The 23398-nt window shown below is 59.9% G+C and carries 18 protein-coding genes and 2 pseudogenes; 14 read left to right on the top strand and 6 right to left on the bottom strand.

Annotated features, from left to right (window positions below):
* Positions 1-111 precede the first annotated feature (111 nt).
* Genes rfbB through rfbD form a run of 4 tightly spaced genes read left to right on the top strand, consistent with a single transcriptional unit; the run spans position 112 to position 3506 of the window.
* Positions 112-1173, top strand: a complete 1062-nt coding sequence (gene rfbB / locus NCS00_RS11260; protein WP_250440132.1) for a dTDP-glucose 4,6-dehydratase — start codon at positions 112-114, stop codon at positions 1171-1173.
* 11 nt (positions 1174-1184) lie between these two features.
* Positions 1185-2078 carry a glucose-1-phosphate thymidylyltransferase RfbA gene (rfbA, locus tag NCS00_RS11255; protein WP_250435059.1) on the top strand — a complete coding sequence of 298 codons (894 nt, stop codon included), beginning with the start codon at positions 1185-1187 and terminating at the stop codon, positions 2076-2078.
* Positions 2063-2614: a dTDP-4-dehydrorhamnose 3,5-epimerase gene (gene rfbC / locus NCS00_RS11250; RefSeq protein WP_250440130.1), complete on the top strand. Its 552-nt coding sequence runs from the start codon at positions 2063-2065 to the stop codon at positions 2612-2614. Before rfbA ends, rfbC begins: the two co-directional genes overlap by 16 nt.
* Positions 2615-2621: 7 nt before the next feature.
* Complete coding sequence (rfbD, locus tag NCS00_RS11245) at positions 2622-3506, top strand: dTDP-4-dehydrorhamnose reductase (protein WP_250440128.1); 885 nt, start codon at positions 2622-2624, stop codon at positions 3504-3506.
* A 51-nt stretch (positions 3507-3557) separates the two neighbouring features.
* Here the strand turns inward: rfbD and NCS00_RS11240 are convergent, their stop codons facing one another.
* Positions 3558-4454, bottom strand: a complete 897-nt coding sequence (locus NCS00_RS11240; RefSeq protein ID WP_250440126.1) for a glycosyltransferase family 2 protein — start codon at positions 4452-4454, stop codon at positions 3558-3560.
* Between the two features lie 102 nt (positions 4455-4556).
* Here NCS00_RS11240 and NCS00_RS11235 point away from each other — a divergent pair, with 102 nt between their 5' ends.
* The 5 genes from NCS00_RS11235 to NCS00_RS11215 all read left to right on the top strand — a co-directional run bounded on the left by NCS00_RS11235 (position 4557) and on the right by NCS00_RS11215 (position 10605).
* Positions 4557-7112 (top strand): glycosyltransferase family protein, encoded by a 2556-nt coding sequence (locus NCS00_RS11235; RefSeq protein WP_250440124.1) that lies wholly within the window; start codon positions 4557-4559, stop codon positions 7110-7112.
* Positions 7100-8074, top strand: coding sequence for a CgeB family protein (locus tag NCS00_RS11230; RefSeq protein ID WP_250440122.1), 975 nt, complete (start codon positions 7100-7102; stop codon positions 8072-8074). The genes NCS00_RS11235 and NCS00_RS11230 overlap by 13 nt, the downstream gene beginning before the upstream one ends.
* Before the next feature lie 44 nt (positions 8075-8118).
* A complete protein-coding gene (locus NCS00_RS11225) occupies positions 8119-8976 on the top strand; it encodes a glycosyltransferase family 2 protein (RefSeq protein WP_250440175.1) in 858 nt (285 codons plus the stop codon).
* Between the two features lie 104 nt (positions 8977-9080).
* Positions 9081-9884, top strand: a complete 804-nt coding sequence (locus tag NCS00_RS11220) for an ABC transporter permease (protein WP_250440120.1) — start codon at positions 9081-9083, stop codon at positions 9882-9884.
* Between the two features lie 7 nt (positions 9885-9891).
* On the top strand, positions 9892-10605 hold the full coding sequence (locus NCS00_RS11215) for an ABC transporter ATP-binding protein (RefSeq protein ID WP_250440118.1): 714 nt from the start codon (positions 9892-9894) through the stop codon (positions 10603-10605).
* A gap of 18 nt (positions 10606-10623) precedes the next feature.
* On the opposite strand, the gene NCS00_RS11210 is transcribed toward NCS00_RS11215, so the two are convergent.
* Positions 10624-11862 (bottom strand): glycosyltransferase, encoded by a 1239-nt coding sequence (locus NCS00_RS11210; protein ID WP_250440117.1) that lies wholly within the window; start codon positions 11860-11862, stop codon positions 10624-10626.
* Positions 11855-13558: a rhamnosyltransferase WsaF family glycosyltransferase gene (locus NCS00_RS11205; RefSeq protein ID WP_250440116.1), complete on the bottom strand. Its 1704-nt coding sequence runs from the start codon at positions 13556-13558 to the stop codon at positions 11855-11857. Before NCS00_RS11205 ends, NCS00_RS11210 begins: the two co-directional genes overlap by 8 nt.
* Here NCS00_RS11205 and NCS00_RS11200 point away from each other — a divergent pair.
* On the top strand, positions 13532-14044 hold the full coding sequence (locus tag NCS00_RS11200) for a hypothetical protein (RefSeq protein ID WP_250440115.1): 513 nt from the start codon (positions 13532-13534) through the stop codon (positions 14042-14044). The two genes, NCS00_RS11205 and NCS00_RS11200, sit on opposite strands and share 27 nt — an antisense overlap.
* A gap of 15 nt (positions 14045-14059) precedes the next feature.
* Here the strand turns inward: NCS00_RS11200 and NCS00_RS33495 are convergent.
* Positions 14060-14500, bottom strand: a pseudogene (locus tag NCS00_RS33495) (class I SAM-dependent methyltransferase); the annotation flags it as partial.
* Positions 14501-16143: 1643 nt separating this feature from the next.
* Here NCS00_RS33495 and NCS00_RS11190 point away from each other — a divergent pair.
* The 3 genes from NCS00_RS11190 to NCS00_RS11180 all read left to right on the top strand — a co-directional run bounded on the left by NCS00_RS11190 (position 16144) and on the right by NCS00_RS11180 (position 19868).
* A complete protein-coding gene (locus NCS00_RS11190; RefSeq protein WP_250440113.1) occupies positions 16144-17388 on the top strand; it encodes a glycosyltransferase family protein in 1245 nt (414 codons plus the stop codon).
* Complete coding sequence (locus NCS00_RS11185; protein WP_250440112.1) at positions 17385-18413, top strand: hypothetical protein; 1029 nt, start codon at positions 17385-17387, stop codon at positions 18411-18413. Before NCS00_RS11190 ends, NCS00_RS11185 begins: the two co-directional genes overlap by 4 nt.
* Positions 18414-18482: 69 nt before the next feature.
* The gene (locus NCS00_RS11180) at positions 18483-19868 is read left to right on the top strand and encodes an FkbM family methyltransferase (protein WP_250440111.1); all 1386 of its coding nucleotides are present in this window, start codon (positions 18483-18485) and stop codon (positions 19866-19868) included.
* Between the two features lie 428 nt (positions 19869-20296).
* On the opposite strand, the gene NCS00_RS33490 is transcribed toward NCS00_RS11180, so the two are convergent.
* The gene (locus NCS00_RS33490) at positions 20297-21538 is read right to left on the bottom strand and encodes a phytanoyl-CoA dioxygenase family protein (protein WP_250440110.1); all 1242 of its coding nucleotides are present in this window, start codon (positions 21536-21538) and stop codon (positions 20297-20299) included.
* Positions 21539-21691: 153 nt separating this feature from the next.
* Between NCS00_RS33490 and NCS00_RS11170 the strand changes: the two are divergent.
* Positions 21692-22316: pseudogene (locus tag NCS00_RS11170) on the top strand (IS630 family transposase); the annotation flags it as partial.
* Between the two features lies 1 nt (position 22317).
* On the opposite strand, the gene cysC reads toward NCS00_RS11170, so the two are convergent.
* A complete protein-coding gene (gene cysC / locus NCS00_RS11165) occupies positions 22318-22887 on the bottom strand; it encodes an adenylyl-sulfate kinase (RefSeq protein ID WP_250440109.1) in 570 nt (189 codons plus the stop codon).
* Positions 22888-23398 lie beyond the last annotated feature (511 nt).

Raw genomic sequence — 23398 nt, 5'->3', positions numbered from 1 at the left:
GTCATATCTTCCGATTGTGCTTTCATCCACCGCAACTGTCGCAATTTTTTCGCATATTCGAGCTTTCGCGCGGCGTAATAACCCGACGGAAAGCTATAAAGAGGGCCACGTATGATTCTCGTGACGGGCGGCGCCGGTTTCATCGGCGCCAATTTTGTGCTGGATTGGCTCAATGGTTCGGACGAACCCGTGCTCAACGTCGACAAGCTGACGTATGCGGGCAATCTGGGAACGCTCAAGTCTCTGAAGGACGATCCCCGCCACATCTTCGAGCGCGCCGATATTTGCGACCGCGCCGCGATCGATGCGCTGCTGGCCAAGCACAAGCCGCGCGCCATTCTGCACTTCGCCGCCGAGAGCCACGTCGATCGCTCGATCCACGGCCCGGCCGATTTCGTGCAGACGAACGTCGTCGGCACGTTCACGCTGCTCGAAGCCGCGCGGATGTACTGGAGCAAGCTGCCCGAAGACGAGAAGCAGGCGTTCCGCTTCCTGCACGTATCGACCGACGAAGTGTACGGCTCGCTGTCGGCCACCGATCCGCAGTTCTCCGAGACCACGCCGTACGCGCCGAACAGCCCGTATTCCGCGACCAAGGCCGGCTCCGACCATCTCGTTCGCGCGTATCACCACACGTACGGACTGCCGGTCCTGACCACGAATTGCTCGAACAATTACGGTCCGTATCAATTCCCTGAAAAGCTGATTCCGCTGATGATCGCCAACGCGCTCGGCGGCAAGCCGCTGCCGGTCTACGGCGATGGCCAGAACGTGCGCGATTGGCTGTACGTGGGCGATCACTGCTCCGCGATCCGTGAGGTGCTCGCACGCGGCGTGCCCGGCGAGACGTATAACGTCGGCGGCTGGAACGAGAAAAAGAATCTCGAAGTCGTGCACACGCTGTGTGACTTGCTCGACCGCGCGAAGCCGAAGTCGAGCGGTTCGTATCGCGATCAGATCACATATGTAAAGGACCGTCCGGGCCACGACCGCCGCTACGCCATCGACGCGCGCAAGCTCGAGCGCGAACTCGGCTGGAAGCCTGCGGAGACCTTCGAGACGGGTCTTGCGAAGACGGTTCAGTGGTATCTGGACAACCAGGCGTGGGCCGACGAAGTGGCTTCCGGCGACTACCGGAAATGGGTCGAGACGAACTACGCGCAGCGCGCGTGAGGGGCTGAATCATGGCGCGCAAGGGCATTATTCTGGCCGGCGGTTCCGGCACGCGGCTCTACCCGATCACGCACGCGGTGTCGAAGCAGCTTCTGCCGGTCTACGACAAGCCGATGATCTACTACCCGCTGTCGACGCTGATGATCGCCGGCATCCGCGATGTGCTTATCATCTCGACACCGCAAGACACGCCGCGCTTCGAGTCGATGCTCGGCGACGGCAGCCAGTGGGGCATGAACATTCAGTACGCGGTGCAGCCGTCGCCGGACGGGCTTGCGCAGGCGTTCATCATCGGGCGGGAATTCGTTGGCAATGATCCGTCGGCGTTGATTCTCGGCGACAACATCTTCTACGGACACGATCTCGTCAAGCAGTTGGACGCGGCCAGTGCCCGTACCGATGGCGCAACGGTGTTCGCCTATCACGTGCAGGATCCCGAGCGTTATGGCGTGGTCGAGTTCGATCAGCAATTCAGAGCGCTGTCGATCGAAGAAAAGCCCGCGAAGCCCCGCTCGAACTACGCGGTGACGGGTCTTTACTTCTACGACAATCAGGTGTGCGACATCGCGGCGGATATCAAGCCGTCCCCGCGCGGCGAACTCGAAATTACGGATGTGAACTCTCGCTATCTGGCGGAGAAGCGGCTCAATGTCGAAATCATGGGGCGTGGCTATGCGTGGCTCGACACCGGTACGCACGATTCGCTGATCGACGCGGCCACGTTCATCGCGACGTTGCAGAAGCGTCAGGGGCTGGTGGTGGCGTGTCCCGAGGAAATCGCGTATCGCAAGAAGTGGATCGGCGACGAGCAACTGCTCGAACTCGCGAAGCCCCTTTCGAAGAACGCCTACGGTCAATATCTGCTCAATCTTCCGAAGGACCAAGTCGCATGGCCATCCAAGTAACCGCTACGGCGCTGCCCGAAGTCAAGATCATCGAGCCGAAGGTGTTCGGCGATGCGCGCGGGTATTTCTATGAAAGCTTCAACGCTCGCGAGTTTGCCGAGCACGTCGAGGCGGGCGTCGAATTCGTGCAGGACAACCACTCGCGCTCAGCGAAGGGCGTGCTGCGCGGTCTGCATTATCAGATTCAGCACGCGCAGGGCAAACTCGTGCGCGTGGTGGAAGGCGAAGTGTTCGATGTCGCCGTCGACGTCCGCAAGAGTTCGCCGAACTTTGGCAAGTGGGTGGGCGTGAATCTGTCGGCGGAGAATCATCGGCAATTGTGGGTGCCGCCGGGGTTTGCGCACGGTTTCGTCGTGCTGTCGGATGCGGCGCAGTTCCTCTACAAGACGACGGACTACTGGTTTCCCGAGTTCGAACGCAGCATCGTGTGGAACGACAAGGAGATCGGCATCGAATGGCCGATCGATTTCGAGCCGATGCTCGCGGCGAAGGACGCGGCGGGGAAGAAGCTGTCGGAAGCCGAAGTATTCGCGTGAGGCTCGCATGACGATGGAACGCAACATTCTTGTCACAGGCGTCAACGGCCAGGTTGGGTTCGAACTGGCGCGTTCGCTACAGGGGCTGGGACGGGTGGTAGCGCTGGATCGGCAGCAGTTCGATCTGTCCGATCTCGATCAGATTCGCCGGGTGATCCGCGAGTCGAAGCCGGCCTTGATCGTGAATCCGGCCGCGTACACAGCGGTGGATCAGGCGGAACAGGAAGTGGACCTCGCCATGCGGATCAATGGCGAAGCGCCCGGTGTCATCGCCGAGGAAGCGCGCAGCCTTGGTGCGGCACTTGTGCATTTCTCGACCGATTACGTTTTCGACGGTACCAAAGCCGGCGCATACGTCGAAACCGACGCGACGAATCCTCAGAATGTGTATGGCTCGAGCAAGCTCGCCGGCGAACAGGCGATCGCTCAGGTCGGCTGCGCATCGCTGGTGCTGCGCACGAGCTGGGTCTACGGCCTGCGCGGCAAGAACTTCTTGCTGACTATGCTCCGCCTTGCAGCGGACAAACCGTCCCTGCGCATCGTGGGCGATCAGCATGGCGCGCCCACCTGGAGCAAGACAATAGCAACGCTCGTCGCGCACATCGCGGCGCAAGGCGGGATCGAGGGGAATGACTGGTGGCGCGCCAAGTCGGGCGTGTATCACTTGTGCGCGGGAGGATCGACGACGTGGGCTGACTTTGCACGCGCGATTTTTGATACGTCCGCACTCGAAAAGAAGCCCTCTGTCGAGCCGATTCCCGCAAGCGAGTACGCTACGCCGGCGAAACGGCCCGCCAACTCCCGTATGTCGTGTGGCAAGCTGGAAGCCGCGTTCGGGTTAAAGGTTCCGCAATGGGACGACGCCTTGCGGCTCTGTCTCGCGGAGCGTTGATGCCGCGAGTTCGAAGGGCGCACTGCACATGTACGGTGCGGTGCGCCCGGTTCACTGATACTTGCCGGTTATGCCGCGCAACCCGTCACGAATGCCTCGCGTCATCATGACGAAGTCTTCCCGGCGGCGTTTGGACATCGTGCTGAAAATGAGGAACTTGATGCCGAGCCGCGTCATTTCGCTGATTTTCCACGCGAGCGAAATATATGGACGTCGGCACAGCAGCACGGCGTTGCGATAGTAGTAGTAGCGGCGCACCGGCTTATGCACGGCAAGCCGGAAACCTGCAACGTCCAGCGCCTCTTCGCCGATGCGGTGTTCCATACGCACGTCGAACGCGCCGTAACTCTGAAAGCCGGCCGCCCGAGCGCGCAGTCCCCATTCAATGTCGACGTAATCAATGAAGAGCGATTCGTCCATGTTGCCGATCTCCTTCAGCGCATCGAGCGACAGGAGCGCCCCGGAGGAGATCAGATAATCGGCGGTCGTCCACGTGCCGTTGCCGGGATCGCGTTTGCGTCTTGGAATGCCGAGCTTGAATTCGATGAACGGCAGAAAGATGCCGCGATTGTGTTCAAAGAAATATGGGCCAATTTGCGCGACCGGCCCCCGCTGTGAGAGACGGTCATGATGCTGTTCGAGGGATTCGATCATCCGGTCCGAAGGCGCGCTGTCCTGATCGAAGATGGCGCAGAAGTCGAGGTCGGCTTCGGCTTCTGCGGCGACCAGCCCGCGGTTCAGCGCGGCGGCGATGCCTTCGTTGCTCGTCATGCGGATGACGCGGCAATCGGTCGAAGGAAGCTGGTGTTGCCAATGCTCGATATTCGTCGATGCATTGTCAACGATATATATCGTTCGTACCTGCGGGGAGAGCGACTGAATCAGTCGGGCCAGCGCTTCGGGCTCGGGCTCATATGTGACAATGACGGCGGCAGTGCGGCGAGACAAGTGACTAGATCCGAGTGAATAGTTCGGCCTAAGGGTAATCGAACAGACAGTTGCCGGTCAATGAAACCGATTCGGCACTCGAGCGCGATCATCTGGAACAACATGAAAAATCGTAAATATCGGGTCTTGCTACTCGACACCAAGTTTCGTAACCCCAATCACTATATTTGCATTGCACTGCGCGAGGCGCTTGCGCGCTCGGGCCAAGTCGAATTCGTGATCAAAGCGGATGCGCTGGATGCGATCGAACTGGCTTATCGCAATCAGTGTGATCTCTTCATCGCATTCGATGGAGAAGAACTCGACGCCGTCTTGTGCAACCGGCTCGCACACGCGTGCGGACGGTCGATTCTCTGGGTGACCGAAGATCCCTACGAAATCTCGATCAACAAGCGCAATGCCGCAATCTTCGACCTTGTTTTCACCAACGATTCCTCGAGTGTCGCCGAATACGGTTCGAAGGGACGTCATCTGCCGCTCGCGGGCGCCATCGAATTTCACAGTCTTCCGGTGCTTCCCGCTGAGAAGCCGTTGCGTTACGACCTTTTTTTCGCGGGCACGGCGTGGCCCAACCGCACTGCGTTCGTTCGTTCGATACTCGGCGATATGCCTGCCGAGTGGCGCTTCAAGCTTGCGCTGCCGGTTAATGAGCATTTGCCGCCGCGCAACGTCGATCTGCCAGAGAGCCTGATCACATGGCGCACTTCGCCGCCGGACTTCGGGCGCTTCGTCAACCGTTCCGCAATCACCATCTTGCTGCCGCGCGTGTTTTCGGCCTCGGGTAACAAGGAGTTCGCGGAAACGCCGCCGCCGCGCTTGTTCGAAGCGGCGCTTGCGGGCGGCGTGCAACTGGTTCAGGAATCGCTCGCGGAGGCTGCGCAGGCGTTCGAGCCGGGCCGTGAGATCGTGCTCTTCTCCGATGCGAAGGACTTCCTTAGCAAGGCATCGGATGTCATCAACGATCGCGGCTATCGCGACCAGATCGCGAGCGCGGCCCGAGAACGCGCATTGCGCGATCACACCTACGACCGCCGCGTGGCAACGATGCTGGAGGAAGCCGCCAGCCTTCCGTCGCGGCCGCTTGCCCATGATACGCCCGCGTTGCCAGTCGAATCGAAGGTGGCACGCAAGACGCTTCTGTTCGTCAGTCACAACTACGTGGCGCGGGGCGATTTCGGTGGCGTTGAGATCTATCTGGACCGCTTGCGCACGCAACTCGGCGACGACTTCGACATCCTGTTCTTTGTTCGCGGAGACGCGGGCGAGCATTGGGACGCACTCCTGCTCGACCACAACTACGAGCTGCTCAAGCGCTACACGTTCGCAGAGCCGTACGCGGTGCAAATGCTGTCGTCGCCGGAACGGGAAAAGGCTTTCCGTGCGATGCTCATCGAACGCAAGGTCGACTTCGTCCACTTCCAGCATTTCATCGGGCATCCACCTTCGCTCGTGCATGTCGCACGTTCGCTCGGCATTCCGACCGCGATGACGATTCATGATTATTTGCCCGTTTGTAACGAGTATCAGTTGATCTCGTTCAAGGGCGAATTCTGCGGCGCACCCGACGTTTCGCTGGCGCAGTGCGACCTGTGCCTGTGGAAGAAGCGCCAGATTCTGCCCGGATCGCAAGCGGCGCGGCGCGCGTTCTGGAACGGCGTGCTCGAAGCGTCGGATCTCATCTTCTTCAACACGGAAGGCGGGCGTAATCTGGTTCGCACCATTTACCCTGCGGTGCGTCAGCATGCCGGCGTTCATGTACTGCCGGTACCTATTCTCGACGACGACACGGTCAGTTCGCGCTCGTCGCGAACAGTGAAGCAAGCCGGCAAGCCGCTGAACGTGGCGCTGCTCGGCAACGTGACGGTGGGAAAGGGTGGTGACCTGTTCGCCCCCGCTGCCGCAGCATTAGCGACCGCGCATGTGGAATTTCATGTGTTCGGCCGCCTCGACGACGACTACGCTTATCTGGCCGACAAGGCAAGATTTCCGAACGTCTTCGTGCACGGTACCTATTCCGCGAATCAGCTTCCCGCCGAACTGCTCCAATGCGATGTGTCGGTGCATGTGTCCATCTGGCCAGAGACGTACTGTCTGACCTTGTCCGAGGCGTGGCAGAACGGCATCGTGCCGATCGTCTCCGATATCGGCGCACTCGGCGAGCGAGTGAGGAATCGCGTCAATGGGATGAAGATTCGTGTCGGTGCGGAAGGCGATCTCATCAATGCTATCCGGCTGCTCGCGGAAGATCGAGTGCGGCTGGCTGGCCTGAAGGCGAACATAGACGCGCAACAGCCAGGTGTTCTTTATCCGACGCTCACGCCCCATGTTGCCGCGCTGAAGGAGCACTACCAGCGGCATCTCCGCAATCTGTCGCATTCCGCTCGGTCTTCCGCCGATGTACGCGCGGAAGGCATCGCGGAGCTCGGGATCGTGTTGCAATCGACATCATGGTTTCAGAGCGGAGCCGCTCCTCGACTGCCTGCGACCCAGGCGTCGTCGTTGCAGTCCATCGCGTCGGCCGTCATGCCCAAGCAGATCATGAACGAGCTTCGGCGCTCGAAGCTGCGCAACGTACACGCCTATTACGCAACGCATGGCTTCAAGAATACGGCGAAGCTCCTGGCAAAACATGCAAAAAGGATCTTATGGACACGATAGAACGTGTGCTGGTATGCAGCGCTTCGCCTGATTCGATCAACAACAACGCGCAATTGCGTGGCTACGTCGCGGAAGGTTTCAGTGAACTGATGGGCGCGGCGGCCGTTCGCGTGACGTCGCTCGAAGCCGCCGAATTCTGTGCGGAAGAATTCGCACCGCAACTCGTGCTTGTGTTCGGATCGTGCATGCCTGCGGTAAGCGTCTATCACGGACTGAAAAACTATTGTCTGCGCACCGGGGCCTGCCTCGCGTTCTGGCTGCACGACGATCCTTACGAGTTCGACTTCAATTACAAGATTCTGCACATCGCGGACGTCATCTTCTCGAACGACCGCTGGGCCGTCACGCACTATCAGCATCCACGCGTTTATCACGTACCGTTGGGTGCGAGCAGGAGCGATCACTATCGCGCGCCGCGTCCGTTGAAGGATCGCGACGTCTTCTTCTGCGGCGTCGGCTTCCCGAACCGCGTGGGACTGCTACGCGACTGCGCACCGGCCTTGGCGGGCGTGAACGTCGAAGTGCTCGGCGCCGAGTGGCCGGCGGAGATCACGTTCGCGCGCAACGAGCGCGTAGAAAATCGCCTGTTGCCCGACTATTACGCGAGCTCGGTCATCACGCTGAATATCGGCCGACGTTTCGATCTTGCCAATGCGCGCTTCAGTCTCGATGCGCCGACGCCCGGACCGCGCACCTTCGAAGCGGCGATGGCGGGCACAGTGCAATGCATGTTCGTCGAAGGTCTGGAAATCTACGACTATTTCGATCCGGATGCCGGCGAAATCCTGCTTTTCGATTCGCCCACGGAATTGCGTCGACACGTGGAAATGCTTCGCGATGATCCCGGCAAAGCCGCTTCGATCGCAGGCGCGGCGCAGCGGCGCGCGCTCGCCGATCACACCTACGCGCGCCGCGCCGAGCGCATTCTCGCGCTCATTGCGCAGCACGCGGCGAGCGTATGAGCGAGGCGGGCGCAACGCGCGCGATCGTCGCCGTCGTGGTGACGATGGACCCCGATCCCCGCACTTTCGAAGCCTTGCTCGCGGCGACGCGGCCCCAGGTCGACGCCATCATCGTGATCGACAACGGCTCCCGCGCCGATTTGCTTCGGCAAATCACGAGCTTGTGCGACGGACGGGCGATGCTGCACGCCCTCCCGAACAATGTCGGCGTCGCGGCAGCGCAGAATCGCGGCATCGGATTGGCCAAGTCGCTGAATGCGACCGACGTGCTGCTGCTCGATCACGACAGCGTGCCCGACAAGCGAATGGTCACCGAACTTGGCATGGCGGCCGACACGCTGGCCCGTTCCGGGATCGCGGTTGGTGCGGTTGGACCTGCGATCGTCGACAGGCAATCGGGAATGGCCGCGCCGCTGCCGCAAATCATCGATGACGCCGTGCGGTTCGTCCCTATGCCATCCCAACCGGCGCCGTGCGAATATCTGATCGCGTCCGGAACGCTTGTCTCCGTCGCGGCCTTCGACGCCGTGGGACCGCTGAATGAAGCGTATTTCGTGGATCAGGTCGATATCGAATGGTGTCTGCGTGCAAAGCGGGCTGGCTTTGCGTTCTGGTGCGTGCCGCAGGCGCGTCTGGAGCACGCTATCGGCGATGAAACCGTTTCTTTCTGGTTTCTCGGGCAGCGTCAACTCGCCGTGCACAGCCCGCGTCGCGATTACTTCTATTTCCGGAATTCCATCCGGCTGATTCGCAAGGCGGGCGTGGCTAAGCCCTGGAAGCGTTTCTGGGCGCGCAGACTCGTGAGACTTTTCGTGCTGCAATTACTGTTCGTGCCACCGAGGGGCGAGAGGGCGGGCGCAATGTGCCGAGGCATGATGGAAGCGCTTCGCGAGCCACGCTGAACGCGGCGTGCCGCTGGCGCGTCAACCCGGATCCGATGCGCCGGGCGGCGTTTTGGCGGAAACGCATTCGGCTACAATAGTGGGCTAAATTTTTGCAAGCAGGTATGAACACAACCTCAATCAACCGCTTCAAGGGTCTGCGCGATCTCGGGGACGCGCTCGCCAACCCGCATCTCTGGGCGCTGCTCGCCTGGTATGACATACGGCAGCGCTATCGCCGCTCGATTCTCGGACCGTTCTGGGTCACGCTCTCCACCGGCATCATGATCGGTACGATGGGCGTGCTGTGGTCCGTGCTCTTCAAGAACGACGTAAAGTCCTTTCTGCCATTCTTTGCGATTGGCAACGTCGTGTGGACGTTCTACGCCGCACAAATCAACGAGGCGTGCACGAGTTTCACGCAGTTTGAATCGACGATCAAACAGATTCGTTTTCCGATGGGCGTGTATCTGTTGCGCATTCTGATGCGCAACCTGATCATTCTCGGGCACAACTGCGTGATCATCGTGATCGTCGTCGGCCTGCTCGGCCCGAGTCTGACGTGGCATGCGTTGTTCGCCCTCCCCGGACTACTTCTGGGCACGATCGCCATGCTGGCCATTTCGATGATTGTGAGCGTGTTTTGCACGCGTTTTCGCGACATGCCGATGATCATCCAGAATGCGACGATGGTGCTTTTCTACGTGACGCCGATCATCTGGCGCCCGGAGGCGCTCGGCGAAAAGCATCAATGGGTGGCGCAGTACAATCCATTCGCGCATCTCATCGAGATTGTGCGGGCGCCTATCATCAACGGTTACTTTCCGTTGGATTCGTGGATCTGGTCGCTCGCGACCACCTTTGTACTTCTTGTGATCGGCATCGCGCTGCAAGGACGTTTCCGTGACCGCATCGCATACTGGCTGTGATTCTACGATGAGTGACTCATACATTCGCGCGCAGAACGTCGTCGTCGAATTTCCGATTTATAACGCGTCGCACCGTTCACTGCGCAAGTCGCTGATGCGCGCTACCACGGGCGGGCGCGTAGCCGCGGACGCCGCCAAGCGCGTGACGGTGCGCGCGCTCGACGACGTCTCCTTCGAGTTCCGGCCCGGTGATCGGATAGGACTTGTCGGCCACAACGGCGCAGGCAAGACCACGATGCTGCGTGTTCTCGCCGGCGTGTACCCGCCCGTCGGCGGCTCACTGGAAGTGCGCGGCCGGATCGTGTCGCTGATCGACCTCTCTCTCGGCATGGACCACGAAGCAACGGGCTACGAGAACATCTTCCTGCGCGGCATCATGATGGGCATCAAGCCCAGCGAGATCGAACGCAAGCTCGATGAGATCGCTGAATTCAGCGAACTCGGCGAAGATTTCCTCAACATGCCCGTGCGGACGTATTCGAGCGGCATGCTGCTGCGTCTCGCCTTCGCGGTGTCGACTTCGATTCACGCCGATATTGTGCTAATGGACGAATGGCTGTCGGTCGGCGATGCCGCGTTCAACGAGAAGGCGGCCGAGCGTCTCGACAAGGTCGTGGAAAACTCGTCGATCCTCGTATTGGCTTCGCACTCGCCGAGTCTCGTCGAGAAGATGTGCAATCGCGTGCTGACCTTTCAGCACGGACGCATCGAAGAACGCTGATTCCCTTATCTCGGCTTTTCACGTCGCGACGGAGACTTCGGCCTTCCCGTCTGTCTGCGTCAGCCGTTGCTCCGCTGCATTGCCAAAGAGCGCCCGCTGAATCGCTGCGGTCTGCCGGTTCCATCCATAGACGTTTCGTGCGTGCTCGTAAGCCGCGACGCTCATGTTCGCATAGCGCTGCCGGTCATCGAGCAATTCGACCGCGCGCTCAAGCTTCGTGTGCCATTCGTGCGACCGGGAAAGCAGTCCTGTGACGCCGTCCGAGATCGCCTGCCGGAACGCATAGGTCGGGCTCGCGATCGTGACCGTGCCCGTGATCGCCGCTTCGAAGAACTTGAGCTCCGATTTGCAGTTCGTGAACGGGTTGTCGAGGAGCGGGCCGATATTCAGTTCGGTGCGCGCGATCAGACGTTGCAGGTTCATGTAGTCCTGCAACGGATAGCGGTCGATCCTGTGCTTGTACGGCTTGAGAATCGCGGCGGATTCGAGCGCGCCGACGATCAGCAGCCTGAGCCGGCTGTCGTCGCGGAGCAGTCGCGCGAGCGCCGGCGCAGCAATGTCGAAATCGCGCCGATGCGTGGGCGTGCCGCTGAAGTAGCCGATATGAAACGGTTGTGAAGACTCGAAGTCACGCTCCTGCTTTTGCTCGAACATCCGCTCGGATATGGCCTGTTGATCACGATTGAGGAAATTAGGGACGGTGCTGACAGGGAGCGACGGCGCGAATGCGCGAATGCGATCGCCGAGAAACGCGTTCGTCACGATGGCGCCGTCGCACATCTTGAGCAACGTGCCCTGGCGCGCAATTGACGCGAACCAGCCGTTGAGCGCCGATTCATTGTTCGCGTCCTGATCGAGCGAACTGAGAATGAGATGGACGTAATCGGTATCGAAGACGAGATCGTCGACGTCGAAGAGCACGCGCACGCCGCGTCGCCGCGCGCGGTCGATCAGTGCGCCGATGGACGGCGAAAAATGCGTGCGGCAGAAGACGAGCGCATCGACGCGGTCGACGATGCGCGCCATATGAGGCATGTCTTCGCGAAAAAACCACGAGGCGGAAACGTCTGCAACCGTATCGGCTTCGAGCGCCTGAGACATGTTGAAGACGCGATAGCGGAAGGTGGTGCTATCGGGCTTCTCGTAGAAGTAGGCGACGCGGCGGGGACGTTTCATCAGCGCTTCGTAGCGCCGCTCGAAGTTCAGGTCCCAGGGATGCGCGTAATGCAGCGGCTTCTCGTACACAGAATTAAACATTGCGCGATGCTCCCGTTTCGAGACTTGCCAATGCCGACGAGAACACCGCGTCCCAGTTCATCGAACGGGCGGCAGCCTCGGGCGCGCGCCCGCGCTGGGCGGCCTCGCGAATCGCGGCTTTTAGGCTCGCGACGGTCGGATCGACGCAGAGCAGATTCGGCGCATAGCGTTCGAGCGAAGTCTTGACGCCGTATCGATTCGACACGACCTGAATGCCGGCGCGGGCGAGATCGAGCGTCACGTAGCCGGGATGCGGCGATTCGACGAGGCACAGTGCGACGTCGGCGGTATGAACCGCGTGCGCCTCGGTGAAGGACACGGCCTCGTGAAGGTGCGGATAAACCGAGCCGGGCAGCGCCAGCGGCGTGAGGCCCGCGCCGAAGAAATGCACGTCCCACTCCTGTGGATTCAGAATCCCGTCTTCGAGGCACGCGCCGATCGCTTCGAGGCCGCGCCAGTAGAGATGACGCGGCTGGTCGGGCCGTGCGTGGAACGCGAACCGGCGTTTGCCGCCCGCCACGCGCGGCGCGTCCTTGGCGTTTCCGGAAGCCGCGACGGGCTCGAACCACGGCGTGTCGCCCCGGACGATGCCGCTCGCCGCGAGATGCGCGTGCAGCGTCTGCGAATCGACCACGAGGCGCAATCCCGGCGTCGATATCGTTTCAGCGCAGCGCAGTTGTTCTTCGCCGCACGCGTAGAGCGCGCGTTCGTCTTCCTGAATGAGATGAACGATCCGGCGCGGTTCGACGACCTGAATCGCGGCGTGCACGTTCCACCAGTTCGTCGCGATGAAGATGTCATCCGCGCCGACCGCGACTGCCGGGCCATCCTTCACCGCCGAGAACACGAAGTCGATGTTGCCGTCCCACGCGATCCCATGATGCCTGAACAGCGCATCGACGTTGCCGGCGTCGACGGCTTTCTGGCGCGTTACGACGCGCAGGCCCGCGCCCAGACGTTTCGCGAGCGTGACGGCGAGCGCGAGGCCGGCGCGCGGATCGGTAGCTAGCGGGCCGCCGTCGGCGGTGTCGAGGATGAGCGTTACATGCCGCTCCTGCCCCGCGACACAGAAAATGCGGAGCGGCGCGATCGGCGCGAATCGTTGCGTCAGGAGCGAGTGCAGTTCCGGACCGGCCGGTTCGGGCTTCCAGCCGGGCGCCGGCGCGGGGAAGGCGGGTTCGACCGGTTCGATCGCGGGCGGGGCCGTCTTGCCGTCGAGCGCGCGCATGGCGCGGCCTTCGGCGCGGCCGAATTTCTCGAAATGAACGAGCGGATTGATGCCGTGAGCCGCGACGTCCGGATTCTGCTTGAGATACCACTGCGCATCGAAGAGCGGACTCGGGTCGTGCTGCTCCACGGTGCCGGCGCTCGCGTAGTGATGGGCCGCGCTTTTTCCCGAGCCCGCATCGGGATGTTGCTGCACGTACCACTCGGCGTCGAAGAGCGGCGAGTTCGCGATGATGCGCGCGTTTTCTTCCAGACGCGCACGTCCGCCGAGGCCGAGGGGAAGTTGTTTTGCGATCCGCGCGCCGCGCGCGCGTAAGACCGCGCCGACATTGCGGCGTCCTCCGGGCGCATGAGCGAGCACCGAGCGCAGCGGGCGAGTGGCGCGCCAGATGGTGCTGGATTCGATGCCGCGCAAGGCTTCTTCCGCCTCGGATGCGCGCGTTTGGGCATCGTCGAGGGCGCGTTCCATTTGCGCTTCGAGGTCGGCGCGCGCGTCTTCTACGGAAAGGAGGCGCGCTCGCGCCTTGCGCAAGTCAAGTTCGAGGGTGAGGCGTTGTTGGGTTTCGCGTTCCGCGAGCCTTGTGGCGGCGTTCAATGCGCTTTCGGCTTGTTGCAGGCGCTGATGGATCTCGTCGATCCCGCTGGCTGCGTCCGAATGCTGACGCTCCGCGTTCGCGCGCAAGCGTTCGCTATGTTCAGCCTCCCAGCGCTCGCCGAGAACGGCGAAGCGGTTTCTGAGGTTCGCCACGCGGGCGGCGTCGAGTTCGCCAAGACCGCGCACCGAAGGCGGGATAGCGTCGCCCGTCAGAAGCACACCCAATCCGTGACCATGCAGGAACTCGAAAGCAGGGTAGGACTCGCGCAATTCCGACCAGAGACGCCATACCCCGAAGTCGGCTTTCCTTTCATTGGTGTCGTGCAGGAGAACGACGGACCGCTCGCTGAGCTTCGGTAACCACTGCTCGAAGTCGTGCCGGACGGCGTCATACGTATGGCAACCGTCGATGTGCAGCAGATCGATCGACGCATCGGGAAATTGTGTTACGGCTTCGTCGAAGGTCGTACGAAGCAGCGTCGAGAACGTGGCGAAACGGCGCTGATGGTAAGCCTGCAGGTCGTCGAATACCGGTTCGTCGTAGGTGCCTGCATGGGCGTCGCCACGCCATGTGTCGACGGCATAGCAGCGGGTGTCCAACTGCGCTTTTTCAACTGCGGCGCAGAATGCGGAGTACGAGACGCCGCTGTGGGTGCCCAATTCCACGATCGACTTCGGCCGCAGCGCTGCAACGAGCCAATGCGCGAAGGGGATGTGTCCGCACCAGGCGCTCAGCGCATCGATACGATCAGCACGCCAGAAAAGCGGGTCCAGGGCGGTGTTACATAGGGCGGCAAGCTCGTCGGTATCTGACATTGCTACATTCTGTGCGTTGGTTTGGTTCGGCATGCAGTCGAGAAGAGTTTGCATTGGAGAGTCCGGACCCATCAGTATACCGAGCAACGGCCCGTGTCCGGCGGCTCTGCGCGGCGCGCTATATGGCGGCGGCATGTCCAAAGAATTGTTATGGCGTCTGTGTCGACGGATACGATTGAGCGAGCAGCTTCGAGGAGTCGCCGATGGATCGCAGGGATTCGATTCTGAAGTACATCTCCAAATCTCAATGCGGTATCGATCGGGCCGTGGTTTGGCACAATCGCGCGGAAGCGGGACGGTTACCGATGCCTGGTTCTCGACGTATTCGACACGGCCACTTTACGCGAGCGCGCATCCAACGATCCCAATGTCGATCAGTCACTGCTTGCGAATATCGAGGGGGATCTGATCGGCTCCTCGACGAGCATAGGAGAACTCGTCGGCGCGCGAGGGCAGAAGAAGCATTTGCCTAACCCCATTCGCTTCTTGCGCGGTTGCGCGGAAGCGCTCAAGCCGGGCGGGATACTTTCGATCGCGATTCCTGATCGCTGTGCGTGCTTCGATTACCTGCGGCCGGTCACGCGGCTATCGGAATGGATTCAGGCGTTCGTCGATGAACGGGAAAGGCCGAACGCCTGCACAGAACTTCGATTTCAGAGAGGTATTTGCTCATATCAATGAGGGCGAAAAAAGAAAAGCTACGCCTTTTTTCGCGGCGCGCCGCCTGAGTGAGTGGAAGCGGATCTGGAGCTCGAACAGCTTTTCGCGGACTAGAAGCTGCGCCTAAGCAACGGCGACCAATTATTGCGACGCGCATTGTTCGGTTTTCACGTCGGCGTCGTTCGAATTGCTGATTCGCGATGTCGGCTTCCTGGGCTGGCTCCATTCGATGTGGTCCAAATCGTGGATGCCGGATGTGAATTCCATGCTCACTTGCGATTGTGCGAGCCCGGACAACGTGCGAACGCAACCGATTACAGGGCCGTCAGAAACGGGCTGCTTCGGCGGATTTGGGAAGAGGCGGCGGAGGCGAGCCACACGTTGCAGTCCCTGAAGACGGACTCCGACATCAAGCGTGCGCTCATGACCGAGGATATTCGGGAAGCACACGCAAGGATTCACGAGCTCGAAGCGTCCATCTCCGCCCTGCGTCTGTCGACCAGTTGGCGCGCTACCGCGCCGCTTCGACGCGGGATTTCGATGTTGCGTGCGTTGCGTTCCTGAGAACGTTAGATAAAATGCGGCGCCGGGCGATCCTGGCCGGGCGATCGGATCTGTTGCCGGATTGTTGCATTATTGAGCTCATTTGCGATCTTCGTTGCAGGCCGCATGAGCGTCTTCGCGACAACGAAGGATATTGCCTCTTCGGGGAGGCACGTTTCGAACTGGTAAGATCCGCCTTTCGAGGCTTTGTCACCGAACGTCGAGCGCGAATCAAGTCGTTCTAGCCGTTCTCGTGAGTAATTCTACGTGCCACGTCTTCGTGAATACTGAAAGGAAGGGATGCTTTGAATTACGATTCGCGCAGCGAAATCACAGTCGCCGATGCGGTGAGCCAAGGATGGGCTTACCGAAGTTCCACGAGTCGCGTTATCCCGAATATCCTGGGCGCGATTTCTCCCCGTGTTCGGGCGCGCGAGTGGATGCCCGTACGGCAGGACAAGCCGCTCCCCGTCGGTGATTTGTGTAGTCTGGTGACGGATGCGCTTCGGTCGAACCCTTCCGGTCTGGCCATCATTTTCAGCCACGATCACTATCTCACCATCTCGGGCGGCGTTCAGAACGTCGTCGGAGACGAGCAGCGCGCGTTGATGGCCGATGGCTGGGCGTTTCTGCATGTCTGTCCGAATCAGCCGTTGCCATTGCTCGCGCCGCCGGGGAAAGCGGAAGATTTCCTGCTGGTCATGTCGCTGAACGGAAGCACCTGCGGCGTGATCCGCATGTCGGATCTGATCGCCGTCGTCGATGAACTGGCCCGGGACGGGACGCGCATTCAGCCGATCGTTCATCATCTGCTCGGATTCGCACCGGAGTTGGTCGGCGCGCTCATCGTGGCCAGCAAGGAAGAGCCGCTGGTCTGGATCCACGATCTCTTCACGCTCTGTCCGAGCGTGCACTTGCTGCGCAACGAGACGCGCTTCTGCAAGGCGCCGCCGAACCGATCCGCAGTGTGCGGCATCTGCCATAGCGGATTGGAGCGCGGCGAACATGTCGAGCGCATGAAGGCGTTCTTCGACGACGCGAAGCCGGTCGTTGCCGCGCCGTCGCGCACCATCCTCCAGTTCTGGCAAGAAAAGGGCGGATACGCGCATAGCCGTGCGGTCGTGATCGCGCCCAGCCGGATCGAATTCGATGGCGCGCGTGCGGCTCGTACACCCGATCGTCCGCTGCGTATCGCCTTCATCGGCACACCGATTTATCACAAGGGCTGGGATGTCTACGAAGCTTTGTGCCGCTGGCATCACAAGGACGAGCGATACGACTTCTACCATCTGGGCAGCAGGGACATGAAAGTCCCCGGCGTGACCTTCCGGCAGGTGACCGTCACACCCGACGATCGCACGGCAATGGCGCGCGCAGTGCGTGACAGTGAAATCGATGTTGTCATCAACTGGTCCGCCTGTTTCGAGAGTTTTTCCTTCACGACTCAGGAATCCATTGCGGCGGGCGCGTTCATCGTGGCTCGTCTCGGAGCGGGAAACGTATGGCCGATGGTGTGCGACACGCCGGAAGCGCGGGGCCGGTCGCTTGCCGAGGAGGTCGAACTGCAAGCGGCGTTTGCGAGTGGGGATGTCATCAAATGGGTGGATGAAGCCGCGCGCAGATACGGAAACATTGAGCTGAACGCTTATTCCTCGGAACTCGTGTCGACGGAGCGCCGCGCATGAAAATCCACTGCTATACCAGCATTTCATATAGCTATCTCGACAGAGCGCGGGTGCTGGCGGAAACCGTCCGTCGCTTTCATCCCGACTGGACGCTCTGGCTGCTCATGTCGGACGAGAAGCCGGATGGCTTCGAGTTCGATATCTCCGACGAAGTCTTCGACCATATGGTGACGGTCGCCGAGCTCGGCATCGACAACTGGAAGCAATGGGCCTTCGGACACGATGTCGTGGAACTGTGCACGGCCGTCAAGGGCGCGATGATGGACCGCCTCCTTCAGGATGATGTCGACGGCGTCGTTTATCTCGATCCGGACACGGCGGTGTTTGCGCCTCTCGAGCATGTGCTGGCCACGCTCGAGACACATTCGGTCGTCTTGACACCCCATGTCATCACGCCGGAAGAGACGATCACGGGCGTCATAGACAACGAAATCGGGTCGCTGAAGCATGGCGTCTACAATCTGGGTTTCGTCGCGGTTCGTAACTCGGAAAGCGGGCGGGCGTTCGCAAGATGGTGGCGCGACAGGCTGCTGTGCTTTTGCCATGACGACGTCCCCAACGGTCTTTTCACCGATCAACGCTGGTGCGATCTTGTTCCGGCGCTCTTCGATTCGGTCGGGGTGTTGCGCGACAGCGGTTATAACGTCGCGAGCTGGAATCTGAGTACTCGCCCGATCAGTCTGCTTCCCGATGGCCGCATTCTGGCGGGGAAATCCGAACTTCGCTTTTTCCACTTCACGAAAGTCAATTCTGTGGGCGAAGCGGTCCTCCGGCATTACTCGTACGGCCGGTCGGAAGTATTCGAATTGCTGCGCTGGTACCGCGAGCGGCTGACCGAGAATGTCGCGACCGGCTTGCCCAAGAGCTATTGGGCGTACGGCGTCTATGACGACGGAACCCCGGTGCCTCGCCCGCATCGCCTCGCATGGCGGGGTCGCGGAGATTTGCACGCTGCTTTCGCCGATCCCTTTTCGACGGCAAACGGCGGTTACAAGAAATGGTGTCTGGATCAAGGCATCAACTGATTGAACAAGGCTTGACACTCCGCGAGCGTTGAAACTCGCCGAGAGAGACGAATTCTGGAGAATTGGCTGATGCCGAAGATTGTGACGCGATATGGCGAACTCGAAACGCTCGATCCTAAGCAGGACCTTATCTGCAAGATCCTCGCGAAATATGGTGAATGGGCGCAATACGAAGTTCGGTTCGTAGCGAGTGCGCTGCCCGATAATGCACGCATTGCAGATGTCGGCGCGTTCCTCGGTACATTCTCACTCGGCGTTGCTCAGTTGACCAAAGTGGCGTTCGCCTGCCTGGTCGACGCTAATCCGGCTGTCGTGCCGTTGCTGCGTCATAACATCGAGAAAAACCTTGCGGCTGAACATGTTGTCGTTGAAGGGGTCGTCGGTGCTTCCGGAAGCGCGCCGAATGGATTCGTCGATCCGGCGAACGCCGGTTCCTTCTCGTTGGTCGCCAATCGTGAGAATCGGGTGTCCGCGCCTGCCGCGCAACGAGCGGTGAGCTTGAGCGAACTCGCGGACCAGTACGGTCCATTCGATCTGATCAAGCTCGATGCCGAGGGGATGGAGCGCGAGATCATTGAATCGTCGCTCGACTATACCGCGTCGTCCAACGCGTCGCTCTGGATCGAGTGCAACGAGACGCCGGAGTCCTTGAATTTGGCGGAACTGCTTTTGCAGCAGGGCTATCGCCTTTCCTATGTAGCGTTTCCTGCTCTATCGCCGACCAACTTCAACCAATGCGAGGAAATCGACTTTCCGTTTGCCTATGAAGCGGGGCTTTGGGCCACACGGGGCGCGTCGCCCGTCCTTGATGCATCGCTCGTCGAGGCCGGCTGTGTGCTTAAGGTGATCGATTCGAAAGAAGCCCTGCGTCACGCGATGTGGACGACGCCCCGCTGGGCGCCTAAAGACTGGGAGGGTCACGACAAGGAAGAAATCGTTGCGATGGCGGCGCATGCGTTGCTGGGTGAAAGCATCGGTGACTATCCGTGGGACGCTTCCTATCAGCAGTCCGGGCGAAGGTGGATGCCGGCGGTGCTTCAGGAGCGCATTCATGAATTGAATGTTGCGTTGGATCAGGCGACGCAACAGGTGCGTGCGAGCGAGATCGTTCTGTTCAATGAACGCGAACGGGCGACGCAACAGGTGCGTGCGAGCGAGATCGTTCTGTTCAATGAACGTGAACGGGCGAAGCATGCCATCCGTACGCTCGAGGACGAACTCAGAACGCTTTCCGAGCAGGCTCAGCAACTCACCGAACAAATCCGACAGACATCCGAGGAACGCCAGCGGAGCGAACAGCAAGCCCATGCTGTGACCGCGAGCCTGCTGGCCATCCAGCAATCTACGTCTTGGCGACTCACCCGTCCGATACGAGTCGTTTCTCGGGTCTTGCGGGGAGACTGGTCGGAACTGCGGCGCCTTTGGGGCGTTCATCGATCAGGTGAACGCCGATAGTCATGACGACATTGGGGTTCTCGCGTACAGCGTGTATGCGCGACTTTGAAAAAGCGGCTCGATAGAGACTAAACGATGAGCGCTGTGGCGCGACAATCTGGATGAGAGTTCTCATCTTGATTTACGCGCGGCAGGCGCCTTTAAGCCGAAAACGGTTTGGCTCCTTAACGGCGAAAGTTCACAAGCCGAGTCGCTTACGTTCTTTCCAATGTCTCCCCATCTGCATTGGAAACTTTCCATCTACGAGCAGACACTCGCTGTCAACCGGAGATAGAGTTACGCCTTGTCGCGCTTAATCAAAGGATAAGCCGCTGCTGTCACGCGCCGCGGCGCGTGGTCGAGCAGAGAATGCCGCAATAGCCGCGAGCCTGCCTATGAGCCTTATGTTCACTTCGGCTCTCGCGTTCTCGCGGCAGATTGACGCGGGATTAGTCGGTCAGTGCTTCGCGGGCTACGGCAGAACCATGCAGACCCGTCGAGTCATAGTACGCCACGGCGCCATCGGCGAACGAGTGAATGACGATCGAGCGTCGCTCCAGTGCCTTATCGTTGCGCCCCGAACCGGCATGGAGAAGATTCTCGTGCCATATTAGAACCGTACCTTTCTTCGGCCGATAAACGACCGGCGAATACTTTGGAAGCATCTCTGCCCACGATGCGCAAACAGTGCGTCCGAACTCGCTCCAGTCGCCGTTAGCAACCTTGTTGCAGTTAGCTTCCGCGAGATAAACACGGCGCTCACGATGAGAACCCGGATAAACGACGAGTTCTCCGCTATCGGGCACCACGTCCTGCAGTGCGATCCACGTGCCACACATATAGCCGGCCGGAAACGGAGTCAGATGGACGAGATCGGAGTGTGCGTCTTGTTGACTGCCGAAGACGTAAGTCAGCGTCTGACAAGGACGGGCGCGTGCTCCGAAGATGAGATCCGCATACCGGCGATGACGGGCGTCGAGCCACAACTTCCTGATGCTCGGATATTGATAGTGAAGATGCTCGATGCGCTGGCTAGTCCCGTACTTGTATCCCTGATAGCCCGTTGCCACGGCATCATCGATTTCTGCGTTCACCGCATCGACCAACTCATCGTCTATGAGCCCTTCGACGATCATGAAGCCTTGTTCGACAAACTGCCTGAGTTGCTTTGCCTCTTCGCTCGTGATTTCCGAGCGGGCCACCATGCCATCAATATGGCTGTCTGCGTCGGGGCGGTCGAACCACGCGGTGTGCTGATCGTACGGGTAGAACTTGGAGTCGCAAGGCCCAGTGAAGAAGAGGGGAGCGTTGGCTTCTTTCAGCAGGCGCGCCGTTTCTTCGGCCAGTCCCGGTACGTGATCTACCGTGATCGCTACACACTCTGTCGATATTGCACCGTCCGGCTCTTTCAACTCGAAGTTGATCTGCTGTTCGCCGTTGGGAAGAATATGGAAGTGAGTTCTGACGCGAACGGTCTGTCCCGGGTGAATCGCGTCTATATGGAGCGTTGCCTCAGGCGCGCTCGGTGAAGAGACGGAGAGAACACTGTTCGCCAGCGCCTCAGATGAAATGATTACCTCCGCTTCGACAATCCCGCCGAATTTTGTCGCGTCGCCCATTGCGACAGACGCAATCGGTCGGCGATCGTTGGGTTGCGAACGGGATCCCAATATACGCTTGATGCCGAACACCGCGCTCCTCCAGCCATAGTATGAGGCCGCAATTCTAGCCGAAAAGTCAATGAAAAGTCGTGGAAGGGACGGGTGTTCCAGCGGTATTCCTGTTTCTGCCAAAAACAACATAGATTGGCTAACGGCTTTGGGCCGCAAATCTATGACATCCGTGATGAGGTGCGCGATATTGTCGGGCTGTATCTGAGCCCGCCGACCAATGCCCTTGGTGCTGTGCGTCGATGAGAAGAGCCAGTGCCAGGCGCTGGAGCGTACGCAGCCGATGTTGCCGATGGGGCTGGGTTACCTCGAAGGAGTGACGCATGATTACGTCGGGCATGGCATCACTACTCTATTAGCGGCGCTTAATACGGCAACGGGTGTAGTCATTGCCCGGTGTAAGGCTCGCAACCGGCATCAGATTTTCTTGGCGTTTTTCAAGCATTTGGACCAGGCTGCGCCCGCGGCTCTCGATGTCCATCTGATCGTCGACAACTACGCGACACCCAAGCATCCGAAGGTCAGAGCGTGGCTGGTCAGGCATAGGCGCTACCACATGCACTTCACGCCAACCTATTCGAGTTGGCTGAATCAGCTTGAACGCTGGTTTGGCCTGATTGCACAGCAGGCGATCTGTCGAGGGGCGTTCAGGAATGTGCGCCAAGTTATTGCAGGCATCGGGCGTTATATCGAGCACTATAACCGGCACAAACGGCCGTTCGTATGGACAGTGACCACCGAATCAATCCTGCAAAAAGTGGCTCGGTTATCCAAAGTCATTTTTGGGACAGAACGCTAGCTCAAAGCAAAATTTGAGCGGGCGAATTCTTTCTCGCAGCTTGTTCTTCGATGAGCGCCGTCAGTTTGTCGACCTCTTCAGAGATTGAAAGCACGTCAGTCTTCAGCGTCAGGGCTGGCGAAGTGGGCGGTTCGTACGGATCAGAAATTCCGGTGAACTTCTCCACTTGTCCGGCGCGGACCTTGTGATAGAGACCTTTTGGATCCCGAGATTCGCACACAGAGATCGGCGCATCGACGAAAACCTCCAACATGCTCTCCCCTATGATGCCGGCCGCAAGTTTGCGGCACGCGATAGACGGAGAAATGACCGCGACGATCACCACTTCCAAGTGAGTCGCACAAACCGCGGCCACGTGAGCCACACGCCTAATATTTTCGAGGCGGTCCTGTGAACTAAAACCCAGATCCGAATTCAGGCCCTTACGCAATTCGTCGCCGTCGAGCACGGCGCATGTCGCCCCAATTTCCCTCAGTCTGGCGGCGAGAGCATCAGCAATTGTCGTTTTGCCTGCGCCCGACAAGCCCGTTAGCCATATGACGCAGCCGGTAGATCTTGATGCTGTCACCATTTCAATTCATCCGCGCCATCGGTAGCGGAGTTTATTATGTCTGAAGCTTGAGATACTAGCAGATTCGGTAGGGATGGCGTTCTTAAGAACCTAGCGGAAGGCCAAGCCGGGCGTCGAAGCTGCGCGAGGTAACTCAAAGGTCGGCAAAGACCGACAAGCGGGCCCGTGTCGCGACAACTTCGACGTTGCTCCGGCCCGGTCCTGTCGCTTACAAACGATTGTGGAGCTTGCATGAGAACTCAAAGCCCGACGCACACGGCTCCGAGCACCTGTGGTAGGCACCGGCTTCTCCGCTCGTATGCCGCATGAGCCCCGCCGGGAGACGCGATTGTGTCAACTCTCGCTTGCGGATTTTATCCTAAGCCTGCTTGGTACAGTCAGCCGCAAGTCCGCTGTGTAGTAGACGTCGTGCATATGGGGGAGTTTATCCCTGGAGTAATCGAGCGAATTGGCCCTGGACGTATCGCAGATTCACGTTGTGGATGATTGCTGTCCGGTGCGCAGCGGTGAT

It is taken from the genome of Caballeronia sp. AZ1_KS37 (assembly GCF_023631165.1).
In the GTDB taxonomy this organism is placed as follows: Bacteria; Pseudomonadota; Gammaproteobacteria; order Burkholderiales; family Burkholderiaceae; genus Caballeronia; species Caballeronia zhejiangensis.
The sequence above is the reverse complement of the archived record's forward strand: the minus strand, read 5'-3'. Positions and strand labels throughout refer to the sequence as shown.